The sequence below is a fragment of the Brenneria populi genome, assembly GCF_036016195.1.
Taxonomy (GTDB): Bacteria; Pseudomonadota; Gammaproteobacteria; order Enterobacterales; family Enterobacteriaceae; genus Brenneria; species Brenneria populi.
Map to the genome: position 1 here is coordinate 434917 of NZ_JAYWTM010000001.1, position 24193 is coordinate 459109.

Annotated in this window: 21 protein-coding genes; 11 read left to right on the top strand and 10 right to left on the bottom strand. The window is 55.8% G+C overall.

The genetic code is table 11. The features are described from left to right. Nucleotides 1-230: 230 nt before the first annotated feature. Together VSX58_RS01990 and VSX58_RS01995 are read left to right on the top strand one after the other, a co-directional pair. A complete protein-coding gene (locus VSX58_RS01990) occupies nucleotides 231-1826 on the top strand; it encodes a PTS transporter subunit EIIC (protein ID WP_327616576.1) in 1596 nt (531 codons plus the stop codon). Between the two features lie 36 nt (nucleotides 1827-1862). Then, nucleotides 1863-3188 carry a 6-phospho-alpha-glucosidase gene (locus VSX58_RS01995; RefSeq protein ID WP_327616577.1) on the top strand — a complete coding sequence of 442 codons (1326 nt, stop codon included), beginning with the start codon at nucleotides 1863-1865 and terminating at the stop codon, nucleotides 3186-3188. Between the two features lie 4 nt (nucleotides 3189-3192). On the opposite strand, the gene VSX58_RS02000 is transcribed toward VSX58_RS01995, so the two are convergent. Continuing rightward, nucleotides 3193-3942 carry a GntR family transcriptional regulator gene (locus VSX58_RS02000; RefSeq protein ID WP_327615222.1) on the bottom strand — a complete coding sequence of 250 codons (750 nt, stop codon included), beginning with the start codon at nucleotides 3940-3942 and terminating at the stop codon, nucleotides 3193-3195. Nucleotides 3943-4151: 209 nt separating this feature from the next. Here VSX58_RS02000 and VSX58_RS02005 point away from each other — a divergent pair, with 209 nt between their 5' ends. Both VSX58_RS02005 and VSX58_RS02010 read left to right on the top strand, forming a co-directional pair. Continuing rightward, nucleotides 4152-5063 carry a LysR family transcriptional regulator gene (locus tag VSX58_RS02005; protein WP_327616578.1) on the top strand — a complete coding sequence of 304 codons (912 nt, stop codon included), beginning with the start codon at nucleotides 4152-4154 and terminating at the stop codon, nucleotides 5061-5063. Next, nucleotides 4960-5298, top strand: coding sequence for a helix-turn-helix domain-containing protein (locus VSX58_RS02010; RefSeq protein WP_327616579.1), 339 nt, complete (start codon nucleotides 4960-4962; stop codon nucleotides 5296-5298). Before VSX58_RS02005 ends, VSX58_RS02010 begins: the two co-directional genes overlap by 104 nt. Before the next feature lie 140 nt (nucleotides 5299-5438). Here the strand turns inward: VSX58_RS02010 and fabI are convergent, their stop codons facing one another. From fabI to sapA, 6 genes are all read right to left on the bottom strand, one after another. Next, the gene (fabI, locus tag VSX58_RS02015) at nucleotides 5439-6227 is read right to left on the bottom strand and encodes an enoyl-ACP reductase FabI (RefSeq protein ID WP_327616580.1); all 789 of its coding nucleotides are present in this window, start codon (nucleotides 6225-6227) and stop codon (nucleotides 5439-5441) included. 174 nt (nucleotides 6228-6401) lie between these two features. Beyond that, complete coding sequence (gene sapF, locus VSX58_RS02020; RefSeq protein WP_327615226.1) at nucleotides 6402-7217, bottom strand: putrescine export ABC transporter ATP-binding protein SapF; 816 nt, start codon at nucleotides 7215-7217, stop codon at nucleotides 6402-6404. Continuing rightward, complete coding sequence (gene sapD, locus VSX58_RS02025) at nucleotides 7217-8209, bottom strand: putrescine export ABC transporter ATP-binding protein SapD (RefSeq protein WP_327615227.1); 993 nt, start codon at nucleotides 8207-8209, stop codon at nucleotides 7217-7219. The genes sapF and sapD overlap by 1 nt, the downstream gene beginning before the upstream one ends. A 15-nt stretch (nucleotides 8210-8224) precedes the next feature. Further along, complete coding sequence (gene sapC / locus VSX58_RS02030) at nucleotides 8225-9115, bottom strand: putrescine export ABC transporter permease SapC (RefSeq protein ID WP_327615228.1); 891 nt, start codon at nucleotides 9113-9115, stop codon at nucleotides 8225-8227. Then, nucleotides 9102-10067, bottom strand: coding sequence for a putrescine export ABC transporter permease SapB (sapB, locus tag VSX58_RS02035; RefSeq protein ID WP_327616581.1), 966 nt, complete (start codon nucleotides 10065-10067; stop codon nucleotides 9102-9104). Before sapB ends, sapC begins: the two co-directional genes overlap by 14 nt. Further along, nucleotides 10064-11770: an ABC transporter substrate-binding protein SapA gene (gene sapA / locus VSX58_RS02040; protein WP_327616582.1), complete on the bottom strand. Its 1707-nt coding sequence runs from the start codon at nucleotides 11768-11770 to the stop codon at nucleotides 10064-10066. Before sapA ends, sapB begins: the two co-directional genes overlap by 4 nt. Before the next feature lie 178 nt (nucleotides 11771-11948). Here sapA and VSX58_RS02045 point away from each other — a divergent pair, with 178 nt between their 5' ends. Then, entirely contained in the window at nucleotides 11949-12488 is a 540-nt protein-coding gene (locus VSX58_RS02045; RefSeq protein ID WP_327616583.1) for a P-loop NTPase family protein, read from the top strand. 133 nt (nucleotides 12489-12621) lie between these two features. After that, a complete protein-coding gene (locus tag VSX58_RS02050) occupies nucleotides 12622-13305 on the top strand; it encodes a hypothetical protein (RefSeq protein WP_327616584.1) in 684 nt (227 codons plus the stop codon). Nucleotides 13306-13556: 251 nt separating this feature from the next. Here the strand turns inward: VSX58_RS02050 and VSX58_RS02055 are convergent, their stop codons facing one another. After that, nucleotides 13557-15008: a glycoside hydrolase family 32 protein gene (locus tag VSX58_RS02055; protein WP_327616585.1), complete on the bottom strand. Its 1452-nt coding sequence runs from the start codon at nucleotides 15006-15008 to the stop codon at nucleotides 13557-13559. An 11-nt stretch (nucleotides 15009-15019) separates the two neighbouring features. Next, nucleotides 15020-16261 carry an MFS transporter gene (locus tag VSX58_RS02060; RefSeq protein ID WP_327616586.1) on the bottom strand — a complete coding sequence of 414 codons (1242 nt, stop codon included), beginning with the start codon at nucleotides 16259-16261 and terminating at the stop codon, nucleotides 15020-15022. 257 nt (nucleotides 16262-16518) lie between these two features. On the opposite strand from VSX58_RS02060, the gene VSX58_RS02065 reads away from it, so the two are divergent. The 3 genes from VSX58_RS02065 to VSX58_RS02075 all read left to right on the top strand — a co-directional run bounded on the left by VSX58_RS02065 (nucleotide 16519) and on the right by VSX58_RS02075 (nucleotide 18986). Next, a complete protein-coding gene (locus VSX58_RS02065; protein ID WP_327616587.1) occupies nucleotides 16519-17469 on the top strand; it encodes an aminoimidazole riboside kinase in 951 nt (316 codons plus the stop codon). A 119-nt stretch (nucleotides 17470-17588) separates the two neighbouring features. Then, nucleotides 17589-18137, top strand: coding sequence for a kinase inhibitor (locus tag VSX58_RS02070; RefSeq protein WP_327616588.1), 549 nt, complete (start codon nucleotides 17589-17591; stop codon nucleotides 18135-18137). Nucleotides 18138-18155: 18 nt separating this feature from the next. Continuing rightward, nucleotides 18156-18986 carry a helix-turn-helix transcriptional regulator gene (locus VSX58_RS02075; protein WP_327616589.1) on the top strand — a complete coding sequence of 277 codons (831 nt, stop codon included), beginning with the start codon at nucleotides 18156-18158 and terminating at the stop codon, nucleotides 18984-18986. A gap of 105 nt (nucleotides 18987-19091) precedes the next feature. Here VSX58_RS02075 and VSX58_RS02080 read toward each other — a convergent pair whose 3' ends face one another. Further along, nucleotides 19092-21359: an excinuclease ABC subunit UvrA gene (locus VSX58_RS02080; RefSeq protein WP_327616590.1), complete on the bottom strand. Its 2268-nt coding sequence runs from the start codon at nucleotides 21357-21359 to the stop codon at nucleotides 19092-19094. Between the two features lie 395 nt (nucleotides 21360-21754). On the opposite strand from VSX58_RS02080, the gene VSX58_RS02085 reads away from it, so the two are divergent. Continuing rightward, nucleotides 21755-23467 carry a T6SS phospholipase effector Tle1-like catalytic domain-containing protein gene (locus tag VSX58_RS02085; RefSeq protein WP_327616591.1) on the top strand — a complete coding sequence of 571 codons (1713 nt, stop codon included), beginning with the start codon at nucleotides 21755-21757 and terminating at the stop codon, nucleotides 23465-23467. Continuing rightward, the gene (locus tag VSX58_RS02090) at nucleotides 23445-24182 is read left to right on the top strand and encodes a DUF2931 family protein (RefSeq protein WP_327616592.1); all 738 of its coding nucleotides are present in this window, start codon (nucleotides 23445-23447) and stop codon (nucleotides 24180-24182) included. Before VSX58_RS02085 ends, VSX58_RS02090 begins: the two co-directional genes overlap by 23 nt. Nucleotides 24183-24193 lie beyond the last annotated feature (11 nt).

Consider the following 24193-nt stretch of genomic DNA (forward strand, 5'->3'; position numbering starts at 1 on the left):
AAATGTTTTTAATATGTGAATATTTTTTTAAATAATTGCTTGCCTGGCGAGTCTAGGCGGTGCGCGCCATATCGTCTAATCAAATAGGGCGATGGCGGGATAGATGGCGCTTATCGTCGATAAAATGTGATCGAGCGCGAAATCTTGATTTTTTTGTCTAGTTGTATATACAAATTTTGCTATTTTCCGGCTATTACTTAACCAGCACGGAAAAATAGGAAGGACAAAAAATGAAAGATCTGGGCAATAAGGTTCACGCCTTTGGCAAGGCGCTCATGATGCCGATCTCCGTCATCGCCGCGGCCGGGATTTTCCTGGGGCTGGCGGCGGCGATGCAAAATCCGGCCGTCACCGGCGACGCATTCACCAGCATGCAGATCCCGCAGCTGATCATCGGGTTTATTCGTCAGGTTGCCGGCGCGCTGTTTGCCAACCTGCCGCTGTTTTTCGCGGTCGCCAGCGCGATTGGCCTGGCTAACGCGGAAAAACCGACCGCCGCTTTCGCCGCGGCGATCGGTTTTATCTCCATGCACGTCGGGGTGAAGGCGACGCTGACGGCGCAGAATCTGACGCCGGCCACCACCTCGGTGGATGCGCTGACGGCGGCCGGCATGGATCATACCGCCGCGCTGATGTACGCCGCCGAATTTACCCAGACGCTGGGGATCTTCACCTATAACATGAGCGTGCTGGGCGGGGTGATCGCCGGGGTGATTACGGTGATGCTGCACAACCGCTTCTATACCATCGAGCTGCCGACCGCCATCAGCTTTTTTGGCGGACGGCGTTTTGTGCCGATCGTCACGGTGGTATGCCTGCCGCTAGTGGGCATCGGGCTGGCGCTGATTTGGCCGACCATCGGCAGCGGCATCGCCTGGGTCGGGGAGCTGATTGGCCACAGCGGCCAGTATGGCGCGTTTCTCTACGGCTTTTCCGAACGCGTTCTGATCCCCACCGGACTGCACCACATCCTCAATGAAACCGTGCGTTTTACGCCGATTGGCGGAGTGGCCACCATCGATGGCGAAACGGTGGTCGGCGCGCTGAATATCTTTAACGCCTCGCTGACCCATCCGGGAGCCGTCAGCGACGAGATAATCCGCAACGCCACCCAATTTCTGGCGCAGGGCAAAATCCCCATCATGATGTTCGGTCTGCCCGGGGCGGCGTTGGCGATGTATCAATGCGCCCGCCCCGAGCATAAAAAACGGGTGAGGGCGCTGATGTTGGCCGGGGCGTTGGCCGCGTTTACCACCGGTATTACCGAACCGCTGGAGTTCTGCTTCATCTTTGTCTCGCCGGTATTGTATCTGCTGCATGCGGCGCTGAGCGGGCTCTCTTTCATGTTGATGTCCATGGCGCAGCTGATGATCGGCAATATTCAGGGCGGCGCCATCGACCTGCTGGTGTTTGGCGTATTGGGCGGGTTGAAAACCAAGTGGTGGGTGGCGGTGCTGCTGGGGCTGTTCTATTTCGCCGCCTATTATTTCGCCTTCAAAATCGTTATCAAGCGGATGAATGTCGAAACGCCGGGACGGGAAGCGGAGGAAGCGCCCGCGGACGCGGGGTCGGCCAGCGCCGATGAACGCACGCGGAACATCATTATGGGATTGGGCGGCGAGAACAATATCGCCGAGGTGGACTGCTGCTTTACCCGTCTGCGCGTGCAGGTCAAAGACATGGATCTGGTGATTGATAAGACATTAATGACGACGGGAGCGAACGGCATTAAACGGGTGAACGAGCACAATATTCAGGTCATTTACGGCCCGAAGGTGGAAAAGATCGCCAGCGATGTTAAAACCGCGCTTGGCGTGACAGCGTAACTTACTTAATCTGAAGCGGATAAAACGGGAAATGCTATGACTAAGATGTACAGTATTGTGATTGTTGGCGGCGGGTCAACCTGGACGCCGGGTCTGCTGAAAGCGTTGTGCAAACGGCAGGATACCTTTCCGCTCAGGCGGTTGGTGATGTTCGACGTCAATGCCGAACGGCAGGCGACGATCGGCGATTTCGCCCGGCTGCTGTTCAGCGAAGAGTATCCGACGCTGGAGTTCTCTTATACCACCGATATTGATCAAGCCTTTGATGATATGGATTTCGTCTTTTGCCAGATGCGCACCGGCGGATATGAGATGCGGGAGAAGGATGAGAAAATCCCTCTGTCCCTGGGGGTTATCGGGCAGGAGACCTGCGGGCCGGGCGGTTTTGCCTACGGGATGCGTTCGATCGGCGACATGATTGAACTGGTGCAGAATGTGCGGGCCCGTTCGCCGGATGCGTGGATCCTGAACTATACCAACCCCGCGGCCATTGTCGCCGACGCGCTGCGCGTGAAATTCCCCGACGACCGGCGCATTCTGAATATTTGCGACCAGCCGGTCAACCTGCTGCGTTCCTACGCCCGTCTGCTGGGGAGGGACGTCAACGAGTTCGAGCCGGTCTATTTCGGCCTGAACCACTTCGGCTGGTTTACCCATCTCTACGATCGGGAAGGGACGGATCTGCTGCCGCAACTGAAGGCGATCGTCAGCCAGCAGGGGTTCAAGCCGGCGGATGCGGAACAGCGGGATCGCTCGTGGCTGGAGACCTATGCGGTCGTCGCCGATATGCTGCATGATTTTCCTGACTATCTGCCGAATACCTATCTGCAATATTATCTCTACCCCGACTATAAACTCGGCAAGCTGGATCCGAATTTTACCCGCGCCAACGAGGTGATGGCGGGCAGGGAAAAACGGGTGTTCGAAACCTGCCGCGAGGCGGTAAAGGCCGGAACGACGAAGAGCGCCAGCGTGGTGCACAACGACGCGCACGGCGACATGATCGTCGAGGTGGCGGAATCGATCGCCCACAACCAGCACCGTATCTTTATTGTGATCGTGGAAAACAACGGTCTGGTTAATAACCTGGACGATACGGCGATGGTGGAAGTGGCGGCGACGCTGGGCAGCAACGGACCCCGGCCCTACGGCGTCGGCAATATTCCCACTTTTTACAAGGGAATGATCGAGCAACAGTTCGCCTACGAGCGCCTGACCGTCGAAGCCTGGTTCGAAGGCTCTTACCACAAGGCGCTGCAGGCGCTGACCATCAACCGACTGGTGGTCGACGCCAAAAAAGCCCGTAAGGTGCTGGATGCGTTAATCGTCGCCAATAAAGGGTATTGGCCGGAGCTGAAGTAGACGGCTACAGCGCTAATAAGGGACGCAGGGGCGCATCAAGGGTAAAGGTATAGCGCCGCTGATTGTAATAGACGTTCGACAGTTCGAAAGGGAAATCGTCGGCGAAGAACGCCACCACGCTGGCGCGCAAAACCGGTTCATCGCGCGCCAGCCCCAGCGCCTCCCGCACTTCGGCGGAGGGCAATTCGGCGAATATCTCCTTATGACTGCCTACGGCATCGTATCCTTTCGATTTAAGATAGGCGTATTTGGAGCGGCTGAGCGCCTGTTCGCCCAGATCGGGGAACAGCGTCTGATTCATCCAGGACTGTTCATAGACGAACGGCGTGCCGTCAATCAAACGCAGACGCACCATATAGTGAACCGGCGTGTTTTCGGCGATGCGCAGCGCGCCGGCGACCTCGTGCGTCGCCGGCTGCTGGGAAAAATGCAGCAGCCGGTTGACGATTTTGCGCTGAGTGCTGTTGGCGACCTCGCTGGACGTAAGGTGCTGATCCAGCGGTAGCCGGATCTTAACCCGGGTATCCGGCCGGGCGACGAAAGTTCCGCGGCCGCGAAAGCGTTCGACCAGCCCCTGCCTGACCAGATAATCTACGGCTTTACGCGCCGTCATGCGCGAAACCTGATATTGCTGACACATCTCCGCCTCGGTCGGCAGAGGATCGCCGGGCTTCAGCGTGTTTTCTCGTATCTGACGGCTCAGTATCTGCTCGATTTGCAGATAAAAAGGGATCAAGGAGTGTTTATCAATCATCGTTCTTTCTCCCGAGTGGCTTATTAGTCAGGATAGTATAGATGGGCAGTTATCTAGACAAGCATTCGTCGGGTTCTTCGCCCCTATCGGCAAACCGTGCGGTAATATATATCCAAAATAATTCGAGTTGCAGGACAAAAACGCCAAGGCGCCTGCAGCTTGAAGTATAAAGGGTATAGTTAAGATTAATATCATGAGAGCCTCCTGCGATGGACATAAAACAGCTTATTTATCTCTGCAACCTGGAGAAGGAACGTCATTTCGGCCGCGCGGCGGAAGCCAGTTTCGTGAGTCAGCCGACGCTCTCGATGCGGTTGAAAAACCTGGAGCGGGAGTTGGATTTGGCGCTGATTAATCGGGGAAATAATTTCGAGGGCTTCACCGCGGAAGGCGAGCGGGTGCTGGCCTGGGCAAGGGAGATCGTTTCCGTCTACCAGGGGCTGAAGCTGGAGGTCGCGGCGCTGAAGCGGGGCGTCAGGGGCGTACTGCGTATCGGCGCGGTGCCGCAGAGCAGTATTGCGCTGCCGCGCCTGCTGGCGGCCGTCGGCGATATCTACCCGGAACTGGATTTTCAGATATCGCTGTTCAGCGCCGATCGGCTCTTGGAGGCCCTGCACGCCCACACCGTCGATGTCGGCATCGGTTTTTTTGAATTCGCGATGTTGCAGGAGTGGCATTTCCAGACGGCGCGCCTGACAGAGCAGGGGGTCGAGGTGCTGTTTCACCCGCGCCATTTTCCGCAGTTGACCGGGGATACGCCGCTGGCGCTCAGCGAACTGGCCGCGCTGCCGCTGTGTCTGGCCGAATCCAGCCGCTACTTCCGGCGTTATCTGGACGCGCATTTTCGCGAAGCGGACATAACGCCCTGGGTAAAAATAGAGAGCAGTTCGATTTTGCAGCAGATGCAGAGCGTATTCATCGGACTGGGCTGCGCGCTCGTGCCGCGCGGCAGTGTGATGGCGGAAATGACGCCGTCCCTTCGCCTGAGGGCCGTTACGCTACCGCCGATGCGGCGCTGTGCGGCCATCGTGGTGGCTCAGGAAGGAAAAGCCACGCCGCCGGCGCAAAATTTTTTCGACGCGGCGCGGCAATGGCTGCGCGATAACCAGGACGCGGCCTGAGCCGCGTCCATTACAGCGTCATTTCCATCATGTTACCGGTGTGCCGTTAATGCGCTGGCTGGCGCTGCGCCGGCTGGAACACGCCAAAGAGCTGCTGCGTAGTGCTCACTATCCGATTGAAAAGGTTGCAGAACTTTCGGGGCACGCGTCGGAAGCGATGTTGCGCCGCCAGTTTCGGCTTTACGAACATTGCAGTCCATCACAGTACCGAAAAATGAATCACAGCGATAGATAACGAATCCGGCTTGTCCGTCGCTGGTGGACGTCGGGTCATAGTGCGGTATCGGGGGGATAAATATGTCGCTGGGGGATGGCATATTTTGACCGGCGCAAAGGGGCAGAAATCCCCGCAAAAATTGCGGGGGAGCGGCCGGATTAATCCAGTTCCAGTTCGTTCATCGCGGCGATGTTAAAGCCGCCGTCGACGTGCAAAACTTCACCGGAAATGCCTGCGGCCAGGTCGGAGCACAGGAATGCCGCGGTGTTGCCGACATCCTCAATGGTGACGACGCGACGGATCGGCGTAACCGCCTCACAGTGAGACAGCATTTTCTTGAAGTTCTTGATGCCTGACGCGGCCAGCGTGCGGATAGGGCCGGCGGAGATGGCGTTTACCCGTACGCCCTGCGCGCCCATGGCGTTCGCCATATAACGCACGTTCGCTTCCAGCGAGGCTTTCGCCAGCCCCATCACGTTGTAGTTGGGGATAGCGCGTTCCGCGCCCAGGTAGGAGAGGGTAACCAGCGCGGAATTCGGATTCAGCATGTTACGGCAGGCTTTCGCCATCGCCACAAAGCTGTAGGAGCTGATATCGTGGGCGATGCCGAAGCCTTCGCGGGTTACCGCATCCACATAGTCGCCGTCAAGCTGATCGCCCGGCGCATAGGCGATGGAGTGCACAAAGCCATCGAAGTTCGGCCAGACTTTAGCCAGTTCGACGAACAGCGCCTCGATGCTGGCATCTTCAGCGACATCACACGGCAGAACAATGCTGGAGCCGAGTTCGCCGGCAAAGCCTTCAACGCGAGATTTCAACTTATCATTTTGATACGTAAACGCCAGCTCAGCCCCTTCGCGATGCATAGCCTGCGCGATACCGAATGCAATGGAGCGGTTACTGGCGACGCCAGTGATCAGAATGCGTTTACCGGTAAGAAAACCCATAGCAGTAATCCTTGTGAACATTGTTGCTGCGACCGCCGATAGTAAAATTAATCAGTTAATGGCGATCGAGGTGAATAAACCGGGCGATTCTAGCATGTATGGAGCCGATAAGGGTACTTCGAAGCAGCATCGCCGTTTTTTAGCCTTCCCGCCGTTGCCGGATGGGAAAACGGGTTAAAACTGAGCGCCATCGCGCCGCCAGGCGTCGGCGCTCAGCGCCTCGCCGAAATGGCTGGCGATCAGACGCCGGGTCAGCTCATGGAGCGGGGAGGCCAGCACGTCGGCGGTACTGCCGCGCTCGACCACTTCACCCGCCTGCATCACCAGGATCTGGTCGCTGACGTGCTTCATCATACCCAGATGCTGAGTGACGTAAATATAGGAAATACCGTGTTTCTCCTGGAGCTCCAGCATCAGATTGATAATCTGTGAGCGCATAGACATATCCAGCGAAGCCAGCACCTCATCGGCGATGATCACCTTCGGTTGCAGAATCAGCGCCCGCGCCAGCCCGACGCGCTGCTTCTGGCCCGGCGCCAGGGCCTGGGGATAATAATAGGCGTGGTCCGGCCGCAGTCCGACCTGTTGCAGCGTCAGGTTGATGGCTTTTTCACGCTCCTGCGCGCTGAGGTCGGTGTTCAGGCGCAGCGGAACATCCAGCAGTTGGCCGATGCGCTGACGAGGGTTGAGCGCATTGCCGGCGTCCTGGAAAATCATGCGGATGCGCCGGCTGCGGTAGCCATAGTCGCCGTAATGCAGCGGATGATCGTCGATCAGCAGTTCCCCCTCGGTAGGGGCGATGGTGCCCGCCAGCATTTTCGCCAGCGTGGATTTTCCGGAGCCGTTTTCGCCGACGATCGCCAGCGTCTGGCGTTCGCGTAAGGTAAAGCTGACGGATTTGACGGCTTCAACATGCTGGCGGCGAAACAGCCCGGTGCGGTAACGGAAGGTTTTGCTCAGGTTGCGCGCTTCAAGTAATGTCTCGACCATCAGGACTCCTCCATGTTGAGCGGGAAGTGGCAAGCGTACCAGTGGTTCTTGACCGATAGCAGCAGGGGGGCCTGCATACACTGCTTTTGCGAATAGGGGCAGCGCGGCCCCAGCCGGCAGCCGACCGGCAAATGCTCCAGCGAGGGGATCGCCCCCGGCAGCGTATTCAGCCGGCTTTTGTGCGGCAGCGATCGGCCGAAATCCGGCATCGCCCGAATCAAAGCCTGCGTATAGGGGTGGTGCGGCGCGCCGATCAAATCTTCGCTGGTGGCGCTCTCCACCGTCTGCCCGCAATAAAGCACGTTGATGCGGTCCGCCCATTTGCTCATGGTTTGCAGGTCGTGGCTGATCAGCAGAATGGTGGTGTTATTGTTCTGGTTGAGTCGCGACAGCAGGCGAAAGATCTGCGCCTGCGTGGTGGACTCCATCGCATTGGTCGGTTCATCGGCGATCAGCAAACGCGGCTGGTTGGCCAGCGCGATGGCGATCATCACTTTCTGGCACTCGCCGTCGGTCAATTCGTAAGGGTAGCTGCCCATAACGTTTTTATGATCTTTGATGCCGACGCGGTGAAGCAGTTCGATAGCCCGGCGCTTGCGCCAGTTGACGCGCTGCCACCAGCGGCCTTTATAGGTCCAGCCGGGAATGGCCTGAATCAACTGGCGGCCGATATTTTCCGCCGGATCCAGACAGGACTGCGGCTCCTGAAAAATCATGGAGACGTTGTGGCCCACCAGTTTGCGCCGCTGGCGCGGCGACAACTGCAGCAGATCGATATCGTCAAAGCGGAAACGATCGGCGGTAACCCGCCAGTTATCTTTGGTGATGCCGCAGACGGCCTTGGCAATCAGGCTTTTTCCGGACCCCGACTCGCCCACCAGACCGCGGATTTCCCCTTCATTGAGCGTCATACTTACCCGATCGACGGCTTTTACCGGCCCCTCGGACGTAAGGAACTCGATGGTCAGATTACGAATATCAAGCAATGGCATAGGTTGTCTCCGCCATTATTCTGTTTCTGCGACCAGGGCGCGGCGAATACCGTCCCCGAGCAGGTTAACAATCAGCACGCTCACGGCAATCGCCGCGCCGGGCAACATCACCGTCCACGGGGCGGCATAGACTAGCTCCAACGCGTTACCCAGCATCGCGCCCCATTCGGTGGTCGGCAGCTGAGCGCCGAGATCGAGGAACCCCAGCGCCGCGATATCCAAAATTGCGATCGACAGCGCGCGGGTGAACTCGGATACCAGAATGCCCGCGATGTTCGGCAATACGACATGCCAGATAATGTAAAAAGTTGATGCGCCGTCAAGCCGGGTGGCGATGACGTACTCCTTATCCATCTCGTCGTGTACCGTGCTGTAGATGGTGCGGACCATGCGCGGCACCAGCGCCAGCCACACGGCCAGCATGGCGTGCTCCAGCTTGGGGCCGATAAAGGCGATGATGACGATCGCCAGCAGCAGCGACGGAATCGACAGCAGCGTATCGAGAATATGGTTGAGCGTAGCGGAGCGCAGCCCGTGGGTGACGCCGGCCAGCACGCCAAGAATCACGCCGCACAGCGCCGCGGCATGCGTTACGATCAGCGCCGACCCTACGGTGGGCGCGGCGCCGCTCAACATTCGGCTCAACAGATCGCGGCCCAGATCGTCCGTCCCCAGAAAGAAGGAGACCTCGCCATAGTGCGACCAGGAGGGCGGCAGCATCTGGTATCCCAGAAATTGCTGGCTGACGTCGTAGGGCGCCAGCTGTTTTCCGAATAGGCACAGGCCCAGCAGAATAAGAAAGCCGTAAAAGCCGATCATCGCCAGCGCGTCCTGATGGAATACCCGCCAGATATCTCCCAAACGGCTGGGAATGCGCTTTTCGCTATAAACGTTATCGAAGGGCATACGACTCCTTATGTTTTAGCGGATTGGTCATCGCCCCCCAGATATCGGAGAGCACGTTGACCGTAATGACCATCGCGCCGACGACGATGACGCCCGCGGAAATGGCGGCGTAATCCTGCTGGCGGATGGCATTGACCAGCCAGCGTCCCAGCCCCGGCCAGTTAAAAACCATTTCGGTGATCATGGTGAGCGTCAGCATGGTCGAAAACTGTAGCCCCAGTTTGGGCATAATCGGCGGCAGCGCATTGTGCAGCACATGGCGGCGAATGATGGCGGTCATCGATAAACCGCGCGTCGCCGCCGCCTTGATGTAGTTTTTTCCCATGACGTCGGTGGTGCTCAGACGCATCAGCCTAATCACCTCCGTCGTCGGTCCTACGGCGAGCACGGTAATGGGTAGAATCAAATGGCGGATGGCGCTGACGATCATCTCATTACGATAGGGCGAATCAGACAGCCAGGCATCGACTAGCGCAAAGCCGGTAACGCTTTTTACCTGGTAGAGCAAATCGAAACGCCCGGATACCGGCAGCCAGCCAAGATGCAGGGAGAAAAACAGAGTAAGCAGCAGCGCCAGCCAGAATACCGGCAGAGAGAAGCCGATCAGCGCCAGTGTGCTGATAACGATATCCGTCCCTTTGTTTTTCATGACCCCGGCGGCGATGCCCAGCGGGATCCCTACCATCAGCGAGAGCGCGAAGGCTAGCAGGCACAGCTCGATCGTCGCCGGAAACACCTCTTTCAGCTGTACCAGGATGGCCTGGCCGTTGATGCTGGAGCGGCCGAAGTCGCCCTGCAGCAGGCTGGAGAGATAAAAGCGGTAGGCGTCAAACAGCGCCGCGCCGTTAAGCGGGGCGTGCGGCGTATAATAGCTGAGGCTGAAGCCCAGCAGCGTGAGCAGAAAAAGCGTGACCAGCAGCAGCAGCAGGCGACGCAAGGTAAAGATAATCACGGGTTTTCTCCTTCAACGCCGTTTTGTGAAGAAGGCTGTTGCGGCGCGCTTTCCTTGTCGTGGACGTCGGCGTCTTCGCGGAAAACGCCGGCAAACGAGGCGTTGCCGAACGGGCTCAACACAATTCCTTTCATATCATAGCGATAGGCCAGCAGCCGCAAAGAGGAGGCCAAAGGTAAAACCGGGAGTCGTTCGGCCAGGATACGCTGCGCCTGCTGATAATATTCAATACGTTTCGACAACTGCTGCGAAGAGAGCGCGTTTTGCAGCACCTCGTCAAAATCCGCATTACACCAGTGAGCATAGTTGGTTTGCGAGGGGATGGCGGCGCAGCTTAATAACGGGCGGAAAAAGCTGTCCGGATCGTTGCTGTCGGTGGTCCAGCCGGCCAGCGTCAAATCGTGGCTAAGCTCCATTAGCCGGGCTTCCTGGAAACGGCCTTCAACCGGCACAATCGTTACCTGAATCCCAACCTGCGCCAGATCGGCCTGGATTAGCTCCGCGGTTTTCAACGGGCTGGGGTTGTAGGATTGCGACGCGCTGGGCACCCACAGGCGCAGGCTGAGATTGGTGATGCCCATCTCCTGCAAAAGCCGGCGGGATTTTTGCGGATTGTATTCGGTGATCCTGGCGTCGTTGTCGTAGGCCCAGGAGGCGCGCGGCAGGATTGAGGCGGCGGTCTCGGCCGTACCATAGTAGATCGACTGCATCAGCCGATCGTTGTTTATCGCCAGCGCGATGGCTTCGCGCATACGATAGTCGTCCAGCGGGGGTTTACGCACGTTAAACGCCAGATAAGCGACATTCATACCGGGGCGTAGCGACAGGCGCAGCCGCGGGTCGTTACGCAAAATAGAGAGCTGACTGACGGCGGGATAGGCGAGAATGTCGCACTCGCCGGTCAGCAATTTGGACAGACGGCCGGTGCCGCCGGAGCCGAGATCGACCACCACCTGCCGCATGCGGGGCAGGCCGCGCCAGTAGAGGTCGTTGCGCGTCAGGCGGATATACTGCCCGTGGCGATATTCATCCAGCCTATAGGGGCCGCTGCCGACCGGCTCGCGATCCAACTGCTCTTTTCTGCCGTTTTCAGCCAGTTCTCGCGCATATTCGGCCGACAGGATCGGCGCGTAGTGCGTCGCCAGATGCCAGAGGAAAGAGGCGTCCGGTTTGTTCAGCCGAATTTCAACCGCATACTCCCCCAGTTTGCGTATGCTCTGGACGGAGTCGGCAAATTTCAGACTGTCAAAATAGGGGTACTCGCCGCCGTTGACGTCATGGTAGGGATGATTTTTATCCAGCATACGCTGAAAGCTAAACAGGACATCATCCGCGTTCAGTTTACGGGTGGGGCTAAACCAGGCGGTGGTTTGAAAATAAACGTCGCGCCGCAGATAAAAACGGTATGCTGCGCCGTCGTCCAACACTTCCCAGCGCTGGGCCAATTCCGGCATCAGCCGGTAGGTATAGGGGTCGACATCCAGCAGCCGATCGTACAGCTGGGCCGCCAGGGTATCAATGGTCACGCCGCTGCGCGCCATCTGCGGGTTAAACGTATTCAGCACGTCATTGACGCAATAGACGAAACCGCTTTGATGAATATCGGGCAGCGGCGCGGGGGCCGAAGCGGCAGACGGCGGAGACGCCAACGCGGGTATCGCCAGCCAGGCGCAGGCCAGTGCGAAACAGGTTTTTCCAAACATATGGGGTTTTTCAGTCGATACGTAATAGACAGAGTGTACCGCACTCTGCCACTCGTCCCCACTGCGTTATGCGCGTCTGGCGACTTTCCGACCATTTTTGCCGACGGCGATTCGTCCTGGATAGCGCGTATTGGCTCGGTATAGAATGCTACTCCGCTTATTTATTCAGGACGTCGCCATGCAGCCAAAACGTATCGTTATTCTCGGCAATGCGGGAAGCGGAAAATCTTCACTGGCGCGTCGGCTCGGAGAAAAACTTGCCTTGCCCGTGGTCCATCTCGATAGGCTTTTTTGGCGTCCGGGCTGGACTAAACCCGTGGCGAGCGAGTTCAGAATAAGCGTCGCCGAGTCGGTAAGCGGCTCCCGCTGGATCAGCGAGGGCAACTATCATCGCCGAACTTTCGACTTACGTTTGCCGAACGCCGATCTTATCATCTGGTTGGATACGCCCCGGTTCGTCTGTATGAAGCGCGTCGCGCTGCGCTCGCTACGTAATGCGCCAAGGCCTGATTTGCCTGATGGCTGTACAGAGAAGCTCGATGCGGAATTTATGTCGTTTCTCCGGTACGTATGGCGCTTCGATCGTGATGAGCGGCCGGCCATCGAGACTGCGCGGCGGACGCAAGGGCTGAATGTTCCCGTTATCCACCTGCGCGGTACGGCGCAGGTGGATAAATTCGTTGCGGCGATGGCATCGGGCCATGACCCCAGGGAGTGAGTTAATCAGGAGCGGAATATCGGCGCAAATTCTTGCGATAGATCATGTTCGGCGGACTTAGCGGCGATGAATGCGGGCAATGGACTAAATCCTGTCGAACCGGTGCCGTTATAGATAGGACGGTGCGTGAAGAATGGAGCAATTCTGGATGGACGGTATCGGGTCTCAGCATACTTTTGACGTTGACTTTTCACATCAGGCGGAAAATGTTAACGATGACGCCGCCGATCTGGCCGCGTCTTTTTTTATCATCGCGATGGAAGGCGCGCGCGCGCCGGCTAATGAGCTCGCCGGCGCCCTGCATGACGCTTTCGCCACTCCTCTGGCGGGCGAAAAGACCGCCATAATGGAGTCTTTTGAAATAGCGATGAAAAAAGAGATGCTCTCGTTTATTCAAACGACTTTCATCACCGCGCCGTATCAGCCCGCGGCGGCAAAACTCATTGACGACTATATCGCAGAACTCTTGATGCGCCGGGATTGCGTACGGCTGGGCGCGGCCAACGCGGAGTTTTTACTGGCGTCCGATAAGGGCGATGAGCAATACGCGCAAGCGGTGCGGATCGATATCGCGGCGTTAAAACAGGGAACCTACCGCTCTCAGATTGAAATGCGTCAGGTGTTATCCATCGCCGACAGCGCATGCGGCGTCGTCGATATGCTCGATAGGTTTGAAATGATGCTGAGGGATAGCCGCGGTGAGTTGCCGACGCTGGATGCTGAGTTGCAGCATTTAAGCCTATTGGCCGATCGCTGGGAGGATTTTGTGCAGAAGTACGCGCCGTGGACGCTAAAGAAAACGATAAAAGTGCAATAAAAATCGCCGGGCGGCGGAATCAGGAACCTTATAGTCAGTATGGAAATGAGAAAAATTCTCAACAAAACGCTTTACAGGTGATACTGATAACTATTATCATCATTCCGCGCTTCAGTAGTTGCCTCTTCCCAGGCGCTCAAGAAGAGCACGACATTGCTCACATTGCTTCCAGTATTATTTTAGCCAGCCTAAGCGCTGGCTTTTTTTTATGGCGGGCTTTACGCACGCCGCCCAGGCGGGCGGCGAAACGATCAGCTGATTTTTCCGCTGCTGACGCTATTGAAGCGGGCGCCGCCGTTTTGGGCGAACAGCTTCAGATGGCGCTCCTGCGCCTGCGGATAGATACGGCTGCTTAGGCAGCGCTCGCCATTATTGACGAAAACTTCAACCGACGAGCGGTCGAAGAATACGCGCAGTCGCAGGCTATCGGAAACGGGTAGGGGAACGCTGCGATAGCCGCTGATGCCGTACGCCGGATAGCGGCGCTCCAGCACCAGACGCCGAGCCTGATCGTCCACATAAATAAACAGTCCCTGCTCATTGTTGAGTTCGCCGCCCAGCGTTAGCCCATACTTCTCGGCGTTGCTGGCCTGGAGATTGATATCCAGCGTTACGAACTGCGCGGCGCACGCCTGATCCAGCGGCAGGCTGTCGTTTTTCAGTTCGATATCCTGCTGCCGGCGTTCTGGATGGCAGCAGGCGTCGATTTCCGCCGCCGGCGTCACCCGCAGCATATTGTCTGGCGTTAGCGTCAGTTCGCGCGGCATCGACAGCATGCCGGCCCATTGATGCGCTTTCTCCGGCATCATGGATTCCCACATATCCAGCCAGGCCAGCATAATACGCCGGCCATCCGGCGCCAAAAGCGTTTGCGGCGCATAGAAATCATGGCCGGCATCGATTTCGGTAAACGGCGTTTCAATCACAAATTCGCTGCCGGGTTGCCAGGTGCCGACCATATAACCGCTCTGGAATAGATTACGGTTGTGATAGCCTTCGGCCTTCATACCCTGCGGGGAGAACAACAAAACCCACTTATCGCCCAACGGAAAAAAGTCGGGACACTCCCACATATAACTTTCGCCCGGCGCCGAGCGGGCCAGCAGGCCCTGCGGCTCCCAGGCGCGCAGATCGGTCGAACGCCACAGACGGACTTCGCCCCGGTTGTCCACCTTCAGCCCGAGCACCACATACCAGTAGTCGCCCAGTTTCCAGACTTTCGGGTCGCGGAAATGCTGGATGCCTTCCGGCGCGTCGATAATTTTCCCCTGCGGGGTAAAATGTATTCCGTCGCGGCTGGTCGCCAGACATTGAACCTGGCGCAGACCTTCATCGCTGGCGCGATCGCCTTCGTGAACGTGGCCGGTATAGATCAGCGACAGTTCTCCGTCGTTATCGACCGCCGAACCGGAGAAACAGCCATCTTTATCATCTTTGCCCGCCGGCGCCAGCGCTACCGGCAGATGTTCCCAGTGGATCAGATCGCGGCTGCGGGCATGGCCCCAGTGCATCGGTCCCCAGACGGCCTCATAAGGATAGTGCTGGTAGAACGCATGGTACATGCCGTTATACCACACCAGGCCGTTCGGGTCGTTCATCCAGCCGACCGTCGGCGCCAAGTGCCAGGTCGGGTACCATTCCATGTTCATTAAAGGCCGCGTCGCGGCAATGTAGCTATTGGCTTTTTCTATTAACTCAATCATATCAACTCACTTTATTGTGCGCGGGTCAAAGTCGGGGAAGGCCGAAGCGTTTTTTTGTCGGATTCCAGCAGGAAGCAGGAAATCAGGGTGGTAAGCGCAACCATACCGCCCATAAATACATAGGTTCGGGCGAAACCGAATAGCTCATAGCTATAACCCGCGATAGGCGATAACAGGCTGCTGACCACGGAACTGATGCAGGTAAAACCTACCAGGTAAATCGTTGCGGATAAGCGTTTGTCGAAGTTTAGGCTGTTATATTTAAATAGTGAAATCAAAAGGATAGGTAATTCCACCGCGTGCAGCAACTTCATTATCGAGATCGCGATGACACCGTCGACCAAACCGGAACCGATAACGCGCAACGCCATAATGGAGCTGGCCAGTATCAAACCGTTTTTAGCGCCGATACGGTTAACCAGAAACGGCGCCAGAAACATCCCGCCGGCCTCAAGAAATACCTGCAGCGAGTTCAGGTAGCCGAACATACTGTTGCCGGCACGCAAATCGGGAAACTGCGAGGCGAAATAGACCGGGAACTGCTGATCGTATACGCCGTAAATACAGGTGCCGATAACGAAGATAACCAGCGCCCAGAAGCGGGATAGGCGCAACAGCCCGACCGCGTCCGCCAAAGTGAGCTTGTCCGGATCGCCAAACTGGAGCTGGCTCATCGCATTCTCTTTGGCGATGCGAATCAGACTCAGGCACAGCAGAAATAAAACGCCGGACACGGAAGCCAGCGCGAAATTGTACCAAGGGTTAATATTGAAATTGATGCCGGCAAAGAACGTCGCCACGGCCCAGCCCAGCGACCCCCACATTCTGGCGCGGCCGTATTCAATGCTTTTCAGGCGGCAGAAACGTTCAATGTAGGCTTCCAGCAGCCCGATGCCGCCGTTAAAGGTGGCGCCGATATACAACCCGCCCGCGATACCGCCGAGATAAATGTTAAACCGCAGGAGATCGGCAAACAGCATAAAAAAAGGGCCGCTGAATACCAGCAGAACGGCAATAAACCATAACAGATGTTTACCCAGCCCCAGCTTATCCTGGATATAGCCGTATAGCGGTTGCGAGCAGAATGACACCAGCAAAATGACGGAGAAGATGATGCCGGTATCGGTGGCTTTCAGATTGACATATTGGTTAAGCCAGATAGATAGCAGCGAACAGGTCGATGACCAGGTAAAGAAAAAAAGAAAAAACAGACTGCTTAGTAAGATATAGGTTCTTCTGGTTTCAGCGTTCATCAGTTTGACTCCGAACAGGTCGATAGCTGAATTGTTAACGTTAACTACAGCAAAACTAAAGCGGCTCATCGCGGGAATGTGATGTTAATCATGAAAGTTAACGTTAACATTTTATTTTTGTGCGCGACCCGTTACATTCCATTCAAGCGCGATTTTCCATTCTGTCCGCAGCGGCCATTAACGCTCTTTTCTGCGAAAAAGATGCGACGGCACGCTACTCTATTTTATTTTATAATCAATAAGTTATTGAGGTTAACATGGCGAGTAAAGTCTGGGTGTTGGGCGATGCGGTCATTGATCTGTTTGCTGATGATATGCAACGTTTATTACCTTGTCCCGGCGGCGCGCCGGCCAATGTGGCGGTGGGCATCGCCCGCTTGAACGGCGACAGTGCGTTTATCGGCCGCGTGGGCGACGAACCTTTCGGACACCGTTTGCAGCAGGTTTTACACCAGGAAAATGTCGATACTTCATACCTGCATTATGATGCGCAGCATCGCACGTCCATTGTGTTGGTGACTTTGAACGACGAAGGGGAGCGGCAGTTCACCTTTATGGTGCGGCCGGGCGCCGATCTGTTTCTTGAACCGGGCGATTTACCGCGCTTTAGCGCCGGGGAGTGGCTGCACTGCTGCTCCATCGCGCTGGCGGCGGAGCCGTCCCGCTCCACCACGTTTCAGGCGATGGCGGCGGTCAAACAGGCGGGCGGCTGGCTCAGCTTCGACGCCAATCTGCGCGACGATCTGTGGCCGGACCGCGACCAGATGCGATCCTGCGTCAAACAGGCGCTGGCGCTGGCCGATGTGGTGAAACTGTCCGATGACGAGCTGGCGCTGATTACGGAGATCGCGGATATCGAGCCGGCGATGACCGCACTGTGCCGCGAAATCAGCCCGGCGCTGCTGGTGGTGACCCAGGGCAAAGCCGGCGCCTGGGCGGGGCAGCCCGGCAAAATGACGTTCTATCCGGCGCGAGCCGTGCGCGCGGTGGATACCACCGGCGCCGGCGACGCCTTTGTCGCCGGTCTGCTGGCGGGACTGAGCGAGGCGGGCGCGCAGTGGTGGAACAGCGCCGCGTTGCCGGCAACGATCGCGCAGGCGCAGGCCTGCGGCGCATTGGCGACCACGTCGAAAGGGGCGATGACGGCGTTGCCGTACCGGGATACGCTGACGGGCTATTTGGCGACGGCGGAAGCCGCCTTGTCGTAAATTGCGCAGATAAGCGCAATATCGATAGGATATGCATCATATGCGCTCGTAACTGCACGATAATAGATTGGCATTCTGGGTAACCTCATTGAACATCAATTGGTTACCCGGGATGATTTATGAAAAAACATATCGTATTCGCTCTTCTCGCCTCATTATCTTTTTCAACGCACGCTGCTGCATTTCAGCTAACGAGCGATGAAATCAAAACGGGCAAGTCGTTATCCGAAACTCAGGTATTCCAGGGTTTTGGCTGTAAAGGCGCGAACCGGTCGCCGGCGCTGAGCTGGTCTGATGCGCCGCAGGGAACGAAAAGTTTTGCCGTTACGGCCTATGATCCTGACGCTCCGACGGGAAGCGGCTGGTGGCACTGGACGATGGTGAATATTCCTGCCACAGTAACGTCGTTGACGTCCGACGCTGGAAATAAAGACGGTGCCAAACTTCCCGCCGGCGCGGTTCAGGGCAGAAATGATTATGGCGATGTCGGTTTCGGCGGGGCATGTCCTCCCAAAGGCGATAAGCCTCATCACTACCATTTTAAAGTCTGGGCGTTAAAAACGGATAACCTGCCGATTGATGGCAACGCAAGCGGCGCGCTGGTTGGTTTCATGCTTAACGCCAACCGACTGGCGACGGCTGAACTGGTCCCGGTTTATGGCCGCTAATTAAGAACATAAAACACGATGCAGGCAGAAGATGATGATGTTTCCCGGTTAAGTCTCCAGACGATTTGTTCACGTCAGGCGCATGAGCTTCATCGGGTAAAATTGCTGATGCCGGCGTTGTGTCGCGTTAACAGTGGGAAAAAGAGGGTTCAGTGGGGCGAGCATGGCGAAACCGCCGATCGCACCCAACTGATCCTTTTCCCGGCGGGTTATGATTTACATCTCGCCAATTATCCTGATAACGGCCGTTATCTCTCGCAGATACTCTATATTCCGCAGTCACTTATTCATCGCTTTAGACAACATTATCCCACGCCGTTAGCCCGCGACAAGAAACCCTCGTTTTGTCTCGCGCTGGATCATGAGTTGCTTTATTGCTGGCGACAGCTTACCGAAGCATTTGAAAAGAAACTTTCCCGCCCGCTTTTAGAACATGTGACGTTGGGCATGCTGCTGATGCTTCAGAACCGCGGCGCGGCTGAGATATTGTTGACTCAGCGGGATAATTCGTTAGTCAATCGATGCCAGCGCCTCCTGATGCTGGATCCCTCGACGCCCTGGACCGCCACTCTGGTCGCGGCTCACCTGCATATGGCGACCTCCACGTTTCACCGTCGCCTGGCGGCGGAAGGGGGCAGTTTCCAAGAGATCCTTGATGATGTGCGCTTAGGGAATGCATTAACGGCGCTACAGACAACCCAAAAGTCAGTGGGTCAGATCGCCATAGAAAACGGCTATCAATGTCCATCCCGTTTTACCGCCCGTTTCCAGAAACGCTTTCAGATTACGCCGCGAGCGTTGCGTCAGGCCATAAAATCCGCCGGCGTAGTGGACGACGGTAGGGATTAAACGCGATACCCTGATTTTGCGTTCGCTAAAGGTTACGTTGTAACACATGATGCCGACGACTTAGGGAGAGGGGGCTCTATTCCGGCTGTCGCTGAGCCGGCGCTATCAAGAAGAGGGTTCCTGAATATAGCGACGCAGTTCGCGACCGGTAATCGACGCGCTGGCGGTCAAAATTTGGCGCGCCGAACCGGCAAATATCACTTCACCCCCGGCGTTCCCGGCTTCAGGACCAAGATCGATAATCCAGTCGGCCGCTAGCATGGCGTCCAGATCGTGCTCAACCATAATGACCGTAACGCCTTGCTTAACGAGAGATTTGATCAATGCCAGAAACCGGGTTATATCATTACCGTGCAGGCCGGTAGTGGGCTCGTCTAAAATCAGAATATCAAGCTTATCTTCAAGCCGCGCCGCCAGTTTCAATCTTTGCCTTTCCCCGCCTGACAGCGTCGTAGTGGCGCGACCTATTGACAAATGCCCTAATCCGACGCGAGACAGGCGGGTCAGCGCCGCCGCGATGGGTAAATCACTTGATGCGAAAAACGCCTTTGCCTCATCTACCGACATGGCGAGAACATCGGCAATAGTTTTTCCTCTATAAAGATAGCCCAGCGCCTTATGGTTAAAACCTGAACCTCTGCACGCCTCGCACTCGGACACGGTGCTGTCAAGGAAGGCGAGTTCAGTCGATATGACGCCGTGTCCCCGACATACCGGGCATGCGCCCCGCGACGATGACGTGAACCAGCCGCGGCTGACGTGATTCTCTTGGGCAAATCTGTCGCGGATAGTATCCATAACTCCCATATAGGTCGCGACCGTTGAGGATATGCTGCCGCGCACCGGCTTTTGGTCAATCAGCAGCGCCGTGGGCGCCTGAATAAGAATTTCCTGAACCAACGAGCTTTTGCCCGAACCGGCGATGCCGGTTAAAACCGTTAATAGGCCGCGAGGGATATCGACAGAGATCCCTTTTAGATTATGCAGCCGCGCATTGCGTACGGTTATCGATCCGTCTTGCGGTAAGCGGGGTTGGCAAAAGGCTTTCGGCCTGCGCAAATAGTCGCTGGTTGGCGTCTCGTTGGAGATAAACTTTTTCATGGTGCCGGCAAACAAGATTTGTCCCCCTTTTTCTCCTGGCCCCGGTCCCATGTCGACAACAAAATCCGCAATGCCGATTAAATCGGGATCGTGCTCCACCACAAGAACCGTATTGCCTTTGTCGCGCAGCTGCCGGAGTATGCCGGCCAAATGCCGGACGTCACGCGGATGAAGTCCGGTAGACGGCTCGTCCATGATATAGGTAAAGCGGGTCAGCGAGCTATTGAGATGGCGAACCATCTTGATACGCTGCGCCTCGCCCCCCGATAAGGTGGGGGTAGGCCGGGCTAATTGCAGATATCCCAGTCCCAAATTCAGCATGGTATCTAACAGCATCGTGAGATTTTCAACCGCCGGTGCGACCTCCGGCATATTCCAACCCTTTACGATGTCTGATAGCTTGTCCACTGACCGGCGGCTGAGTTCATCGATATTGTATCCGTTAATACGGCACGTCAGCGCCGCGTCATTCAGCCTCGCCCCGCCGCATACCGGACAGGTGGTTTGCTGAATAATACGCGCCAGATCGTCGGCGTAACGTTTTTTGAATGCTTCATTATCATGGCCTAAAAACATGCGTTTAAAACGGTGAACGATGCCTTCGTATTTTGCCGTCGCGTACCAGCCGGGCGGCGGGGATTTAAGCGGCGCCGGTTCCGCATAAAGCAACATATTGAGCTGTTCTTCAGGGTAGTCGCGCAGTTTCATATCCGGATCGAATAATCCGCTACGCTTATACCATTTCCAATACCAGGTGCCCGGAGCATAACCGCGGAAGGTAAATGCTCCCTCATTGATCGATTTATTAACGTCGATAAGCTCATCAATATTGAGGTCGGTGGCGACGCCCAGCCCTTTGCAATGCGGGCACATGCCCGCCGGATCGTTAAATGAAAAAGCGGGGGAATAGCCAACGAAAGGAACGCCGGCGCGAGAAAAAATAAGGCGCAGCAGCGAAGATGCATCGGTTGCGGTACCCACAGTCGAGCGGCTATTGGTCCCTATGGCTTTTTGATCGATGATGATAGCGGTAGAAAGGCCGGTAATGCGATCTACCTGCGGTATCCCCGCATGGGGAAGGCGGTTACGAATATAGCTGGGGTAGGTAAAATTCAGTTGCCGCTGGGACTCTGCCGCCAATACGCCGAATGCAAGAGATGATTTACCCGATCCTGATACGCCGGTAAAAACGGTAATTTGCCCTACTGGTATAGCAACAGAAACGCCTTGAAGATTATTCTGTGTTGCGTTAACGACTTTAATCCACTGCAAAACTGAGTCCTTTTCACCTTTTCCGTATCGGCCAACCGCAGCTGAAATGAAAAAATATATTGTTATTATAGGTTAAGAATTTCAGCCGATAGGAATATTTATAATTCAGCGTCCGTGCGGTTTCGCTGTATCCGAAACCGGATTCGGCGCTGCGCTGCCCGGATCGCATCCGTTTATCGGTCTGATATGTCGCCGTCTTCGACGAATTGCGATAAGCATATAGGGTTGAAGTGCGGCTGCTTAACCGGCAATGTTGAACTAATTACGGTAAAAAACGTTGTGAGTGATTATCTGGGTCTCTACGGAGTTTAAGTCCGTAAGGGGAGAATTTCGGTTAAGTATCATCCAATGTATAATAAGGAAATTTTAACCATTTGGATTAAAGGAACTGTTCCATGGAAAAAAATGATGATAAAGCAGACCCTTCCATAACCGGCGCCAGCTATCAGCGGTATGAAGTCATTGGGGACTGTACTCACCAAACCAGTGTCGAATGTAAAGGAAAGATTGTTCGCATCAGAAAAGTTCCGATACGGGGCGTGACGCTGACGGTCGGCGTGTTCTTCGACGGGACTGGCAATAATCAGGCAAATTCGCTCGATCTCAAACTGGCATTTGCCCACTGTAGTAATCTGGTAGGCGAAGAGAGGGCGAAGGCCTGCGAGCGTTATGAGTCTTTGTCAAGAGAGAGCCTCGCCAACAGCAGTTACCGGGGCGGGCTGACTAATATTTCGCGACTGTATCAACTTTATCAAATCAATGATGAATTGGGCGGTGAAGAAACAGAAGTGCAGGTTAAAGCCTATATTCCCGGTATCGGAACCGCTGATGGGGAACATGATTCCCTATTCGGTATGGCTCTGGGCAGCAGTCTGATAAAACAGTTTCAGGGGGTGGTGACGAAAACCGATGAGGCGCTGAATAAAATTATTGCTGCGCTGACTAATTTCATAAAGCTGAACCGGGATCAGATAGCGATTGCAAAAGTTCAGTTTGACGTGTTCGGATTCAGCCGCGGCGCCGCCTCCGCCCGCCACTTTGCCAACCGGGTGATGAACCAGGATCCGGCGATTGCGGAAGCTATTAATCGGGGACTGTATTCTGCCGGGCATCATGGAAAACTCGCCGGAGAAGTGCGCTTTTTGGGGCTGTTTGACACCGTGGCGGCGATAGGCAGTCTGCTGAATTTTTATGATATTCACGGACGCAGCAATCCCGGCATTAACCTGGAGCTACGTCCGTCCGTGGCGCAGAAGGTGTTCCAGATAAGGGCGATGCATGAATGCCGCTACAATTTTAGCCTGAACAGTATTCAGGGTATGTGGCCGGAGCTGGCGCTGCCTGGCGTACATTCCGATATCGGCGGCGGATACAACGCGCCGGACTCCATCCTCACGGAGGATGAGGACAATCTTCTGACGATGCCGGATTTTGAGGTGGTGAACGACGGTACGCCTGAGACCAGTACGGCGGTTTATCGCAAGGCGGAGGCGATGCGGGAGAAATTGTACTGCGTACCTGCGCTAAAATATATGCTGCCACATGGCAAGGTGGAGACACGGGCGATTTCGTGGCCGGTAATGAACCATGATAAGGCGCGGGCGCATATATTTGAGAAGAAGGTCGGCGCGGCGGTGTTTTTGAAACGGCAGCGTGTGCCAAACGCTTGGGAGAAGGTCAGCATGCGGGTAATGCTGGATGCGGCGCAGGAGGCCGGGGCTATTTTTTCCCCCATTCTCAGCGGTGATGATGAACAGAAGCTCCCATCAGAACTTCTTCCTCTTTGTGAAAAAGCGCTAGCGCAGGGGCGGGCGGTGCGGCGTGGCAGGGATCCCGCTCCCTTCACTGAAGATGAGATGCATATTATCGGGCGTTATATGCACTGCTCGGCAAACTGGAATATCGATTCGGATCGCGGCCTGTGGGTCGACCCGTCAAACGGCGAGATTTTTCTGCGGCATAACTATGCGCCGACGCAAGAAAAGGCGTTTGTCTGGGCGAACGCGCCGTGCGACGGCTGGGTACGGACGGTGTGGTATATGGACGACCAGCAGCAGTGGGAAGCGCGGAGAAGAGTAAATGCGGATGCGTTGGAGCGAGTATTCTGAGGATATGATGATAAGCAAATTACGCATTACGGCGGCGGCGCTGGCCGGGGTGGTGGCGCTGGCTGGCTGTCATGACCGAAGGGAGGGCGTGACCACGCCCTTTGGCGAAGGCGTGGCGCAGTGGGGTAAAAAATTGCCCTACGATAACTGGCAGTTTAATTTCTTTTATCCCAAAAATCTTCCGGCGGTGGTGACACTGGTCATTGTTGAAGATGGAGAGATTGGCGAAACAGTTTACAGGCGTCTTGACCCTACTGAACCCAGCCAAAGCAGCGTAGAAAAATGGAGCCGGGTTATCGGCGGTTTTCCGGCTGATTTTTACATTGGTAAAGCGCTGCCAGTAAGTATGCACTTTTGCTGGGACTCTGTGATAGACAAAAAACCTTATGAGACGCTGATCTGGTTTGATCGAGAAACCTGGGAACAAATGACCACGCGCTATGCTGACAATATTTATCCGGACAAGCCATTCTGGCGGCGTAATATGTTAATCGGCCTTGCACCGGGCGGTATTGTTCGTGTATGGCTGGATAACCAGGGCGATCCGGCGGTACTTCAACGTGGCGCCAGGATCAGTACCGTATCGGGCGACCAGCGGATGATGTGTAAGAATATTCGTAGTCGAATTAATTTTAACTACAGCGTGCCTGATGGATACGACCAGTTCATTAAGGATTTTATCAAAGGAAAAACCTATCCGTACGGCAATTGGTAAGCCATAACTCA

Bases quoted from the DNA above. Each gene is read 5' to 3' on its own strand.
- VSX58_RS01990 (WP_327616576.1), top strand. From the start codon at position 231: ATGAAAGATCTGGGCAATAAGGTTCACGCCTTTGGCAAGGCGCTCATG.
- VSX58_RS01995 (WP_327616577.1), top strand. From the start codon at position 1,863: ATGACTAAGATGTACAGTATTGTGATTGTTGGCGGCGGGTCAACCTGG.
- VSX58_RS02000 (WP_327615222.1), bottom strand. From the start codon at position 3,942: ATGATTGATAAACACTCCTTGATCCCTTTTTATCTGCAAATCGAGCAG.
- VSX58_RS02005 (WP_327616578.1), top strand. From the start codon at position 4,152: ATGGACATAAAACAGCTTATTTATCTCTGCAACCTGGAGAAGGAACGT.
- fabI (WP_327616580.1), bottom strand. From the start codon at position 6,227: ATGGGTTTTCTTACCGGTAAACGCATTCTGATCACTGGCGTCGCCAGT.
- sapF (WP_327615226.1), bottom strand. From the start codon at position 7,217: ATGGTCGAGACATTACTTGAAGCGCGCAACCTGAGCAAAACCTTCCGT.
- sapD (WP_327615227.1), bottom strand. From the start codon at position 8,209: ATGCCATTGCTTGATATTCGTAATCTGACCATCGAGTTCCTTACGTCC.
- sapC (WP_327615228.1), bottom strand. From the start codon at position 9,115: ATGCCCTTCGATAACGTTTATAGCGAAAAGCGCATTCCCAGCCGTTTG.
- sapA (WP_327616582.1), bottom strand. From the start codon at position 11,770: ATGTTTGGAAAAACCTGTTTCGCACTGGCCTGCGCCTGGCTGGCGATA.
- VSX58_RS02045 (WP_327616583.1), top strand. From the start codon at position 11,949: ATGCAGCCAAAACGTATCGTTATTCTCGGCAATGCGGGAAGCGGAAAA.
- VSX58_RS02050 (WP_327616584.1), top strand. From the start codon at position 12,622: ATGGAGCAATTCTGGATGGACGGTATCGGGTCTCAGCATACTTTTGAC.
- VSX58_RS02055 (WP_327616585.1), bottom strand. From the start codon at position 15,008: ATGATTGAGTTAATAGAAAAAGCCAATAGCTACATTGCCGCGACGCGG.
- VSX58_RS02060 (WP_327616586.1), bottom strand. From the start codon at position 16,261: ATGAACGCTGAAACCAGAAGAACCTATATCTTACTAAGCAGTCTGTTT.
- VSX58_RS02065 (WP_327616587.1), top strand. From the start codon at position 16,519: ATGGCGAGTAAAGTCTGGGTGTTGGGCGATGCGGTCATTGATCTGTTT.
- VSX58_RS02070 (WP_327616588.1), top strand. From the start codon at position 17,589: ATGAAAAAACATATCGTATTCGCTCTTCTCGCCTCATTATCTTTTTCA.
- VSX58_RS02075 (WP_327616589.1), top strand. From the start codon at position 18,156: ATGCAGGCAGAAGATGATGATGTTTCCCGGTTAAGTCTCCAGACGATT.
- VSX58_RS02085 (WP_327616591.1), top strand. From the start codon at position 21,755: ATGGAAAAAAATGATGATAAAGCAGACCCTTCCATAACCGGCGCCAGC.
- VSX58_RS02090 (WP_327616592.1), top strand. From the start codon at position 23,445: ATGCGTTGGAGCGAGTATTCTGAGGATATGATGATAAGCAAATTACGC.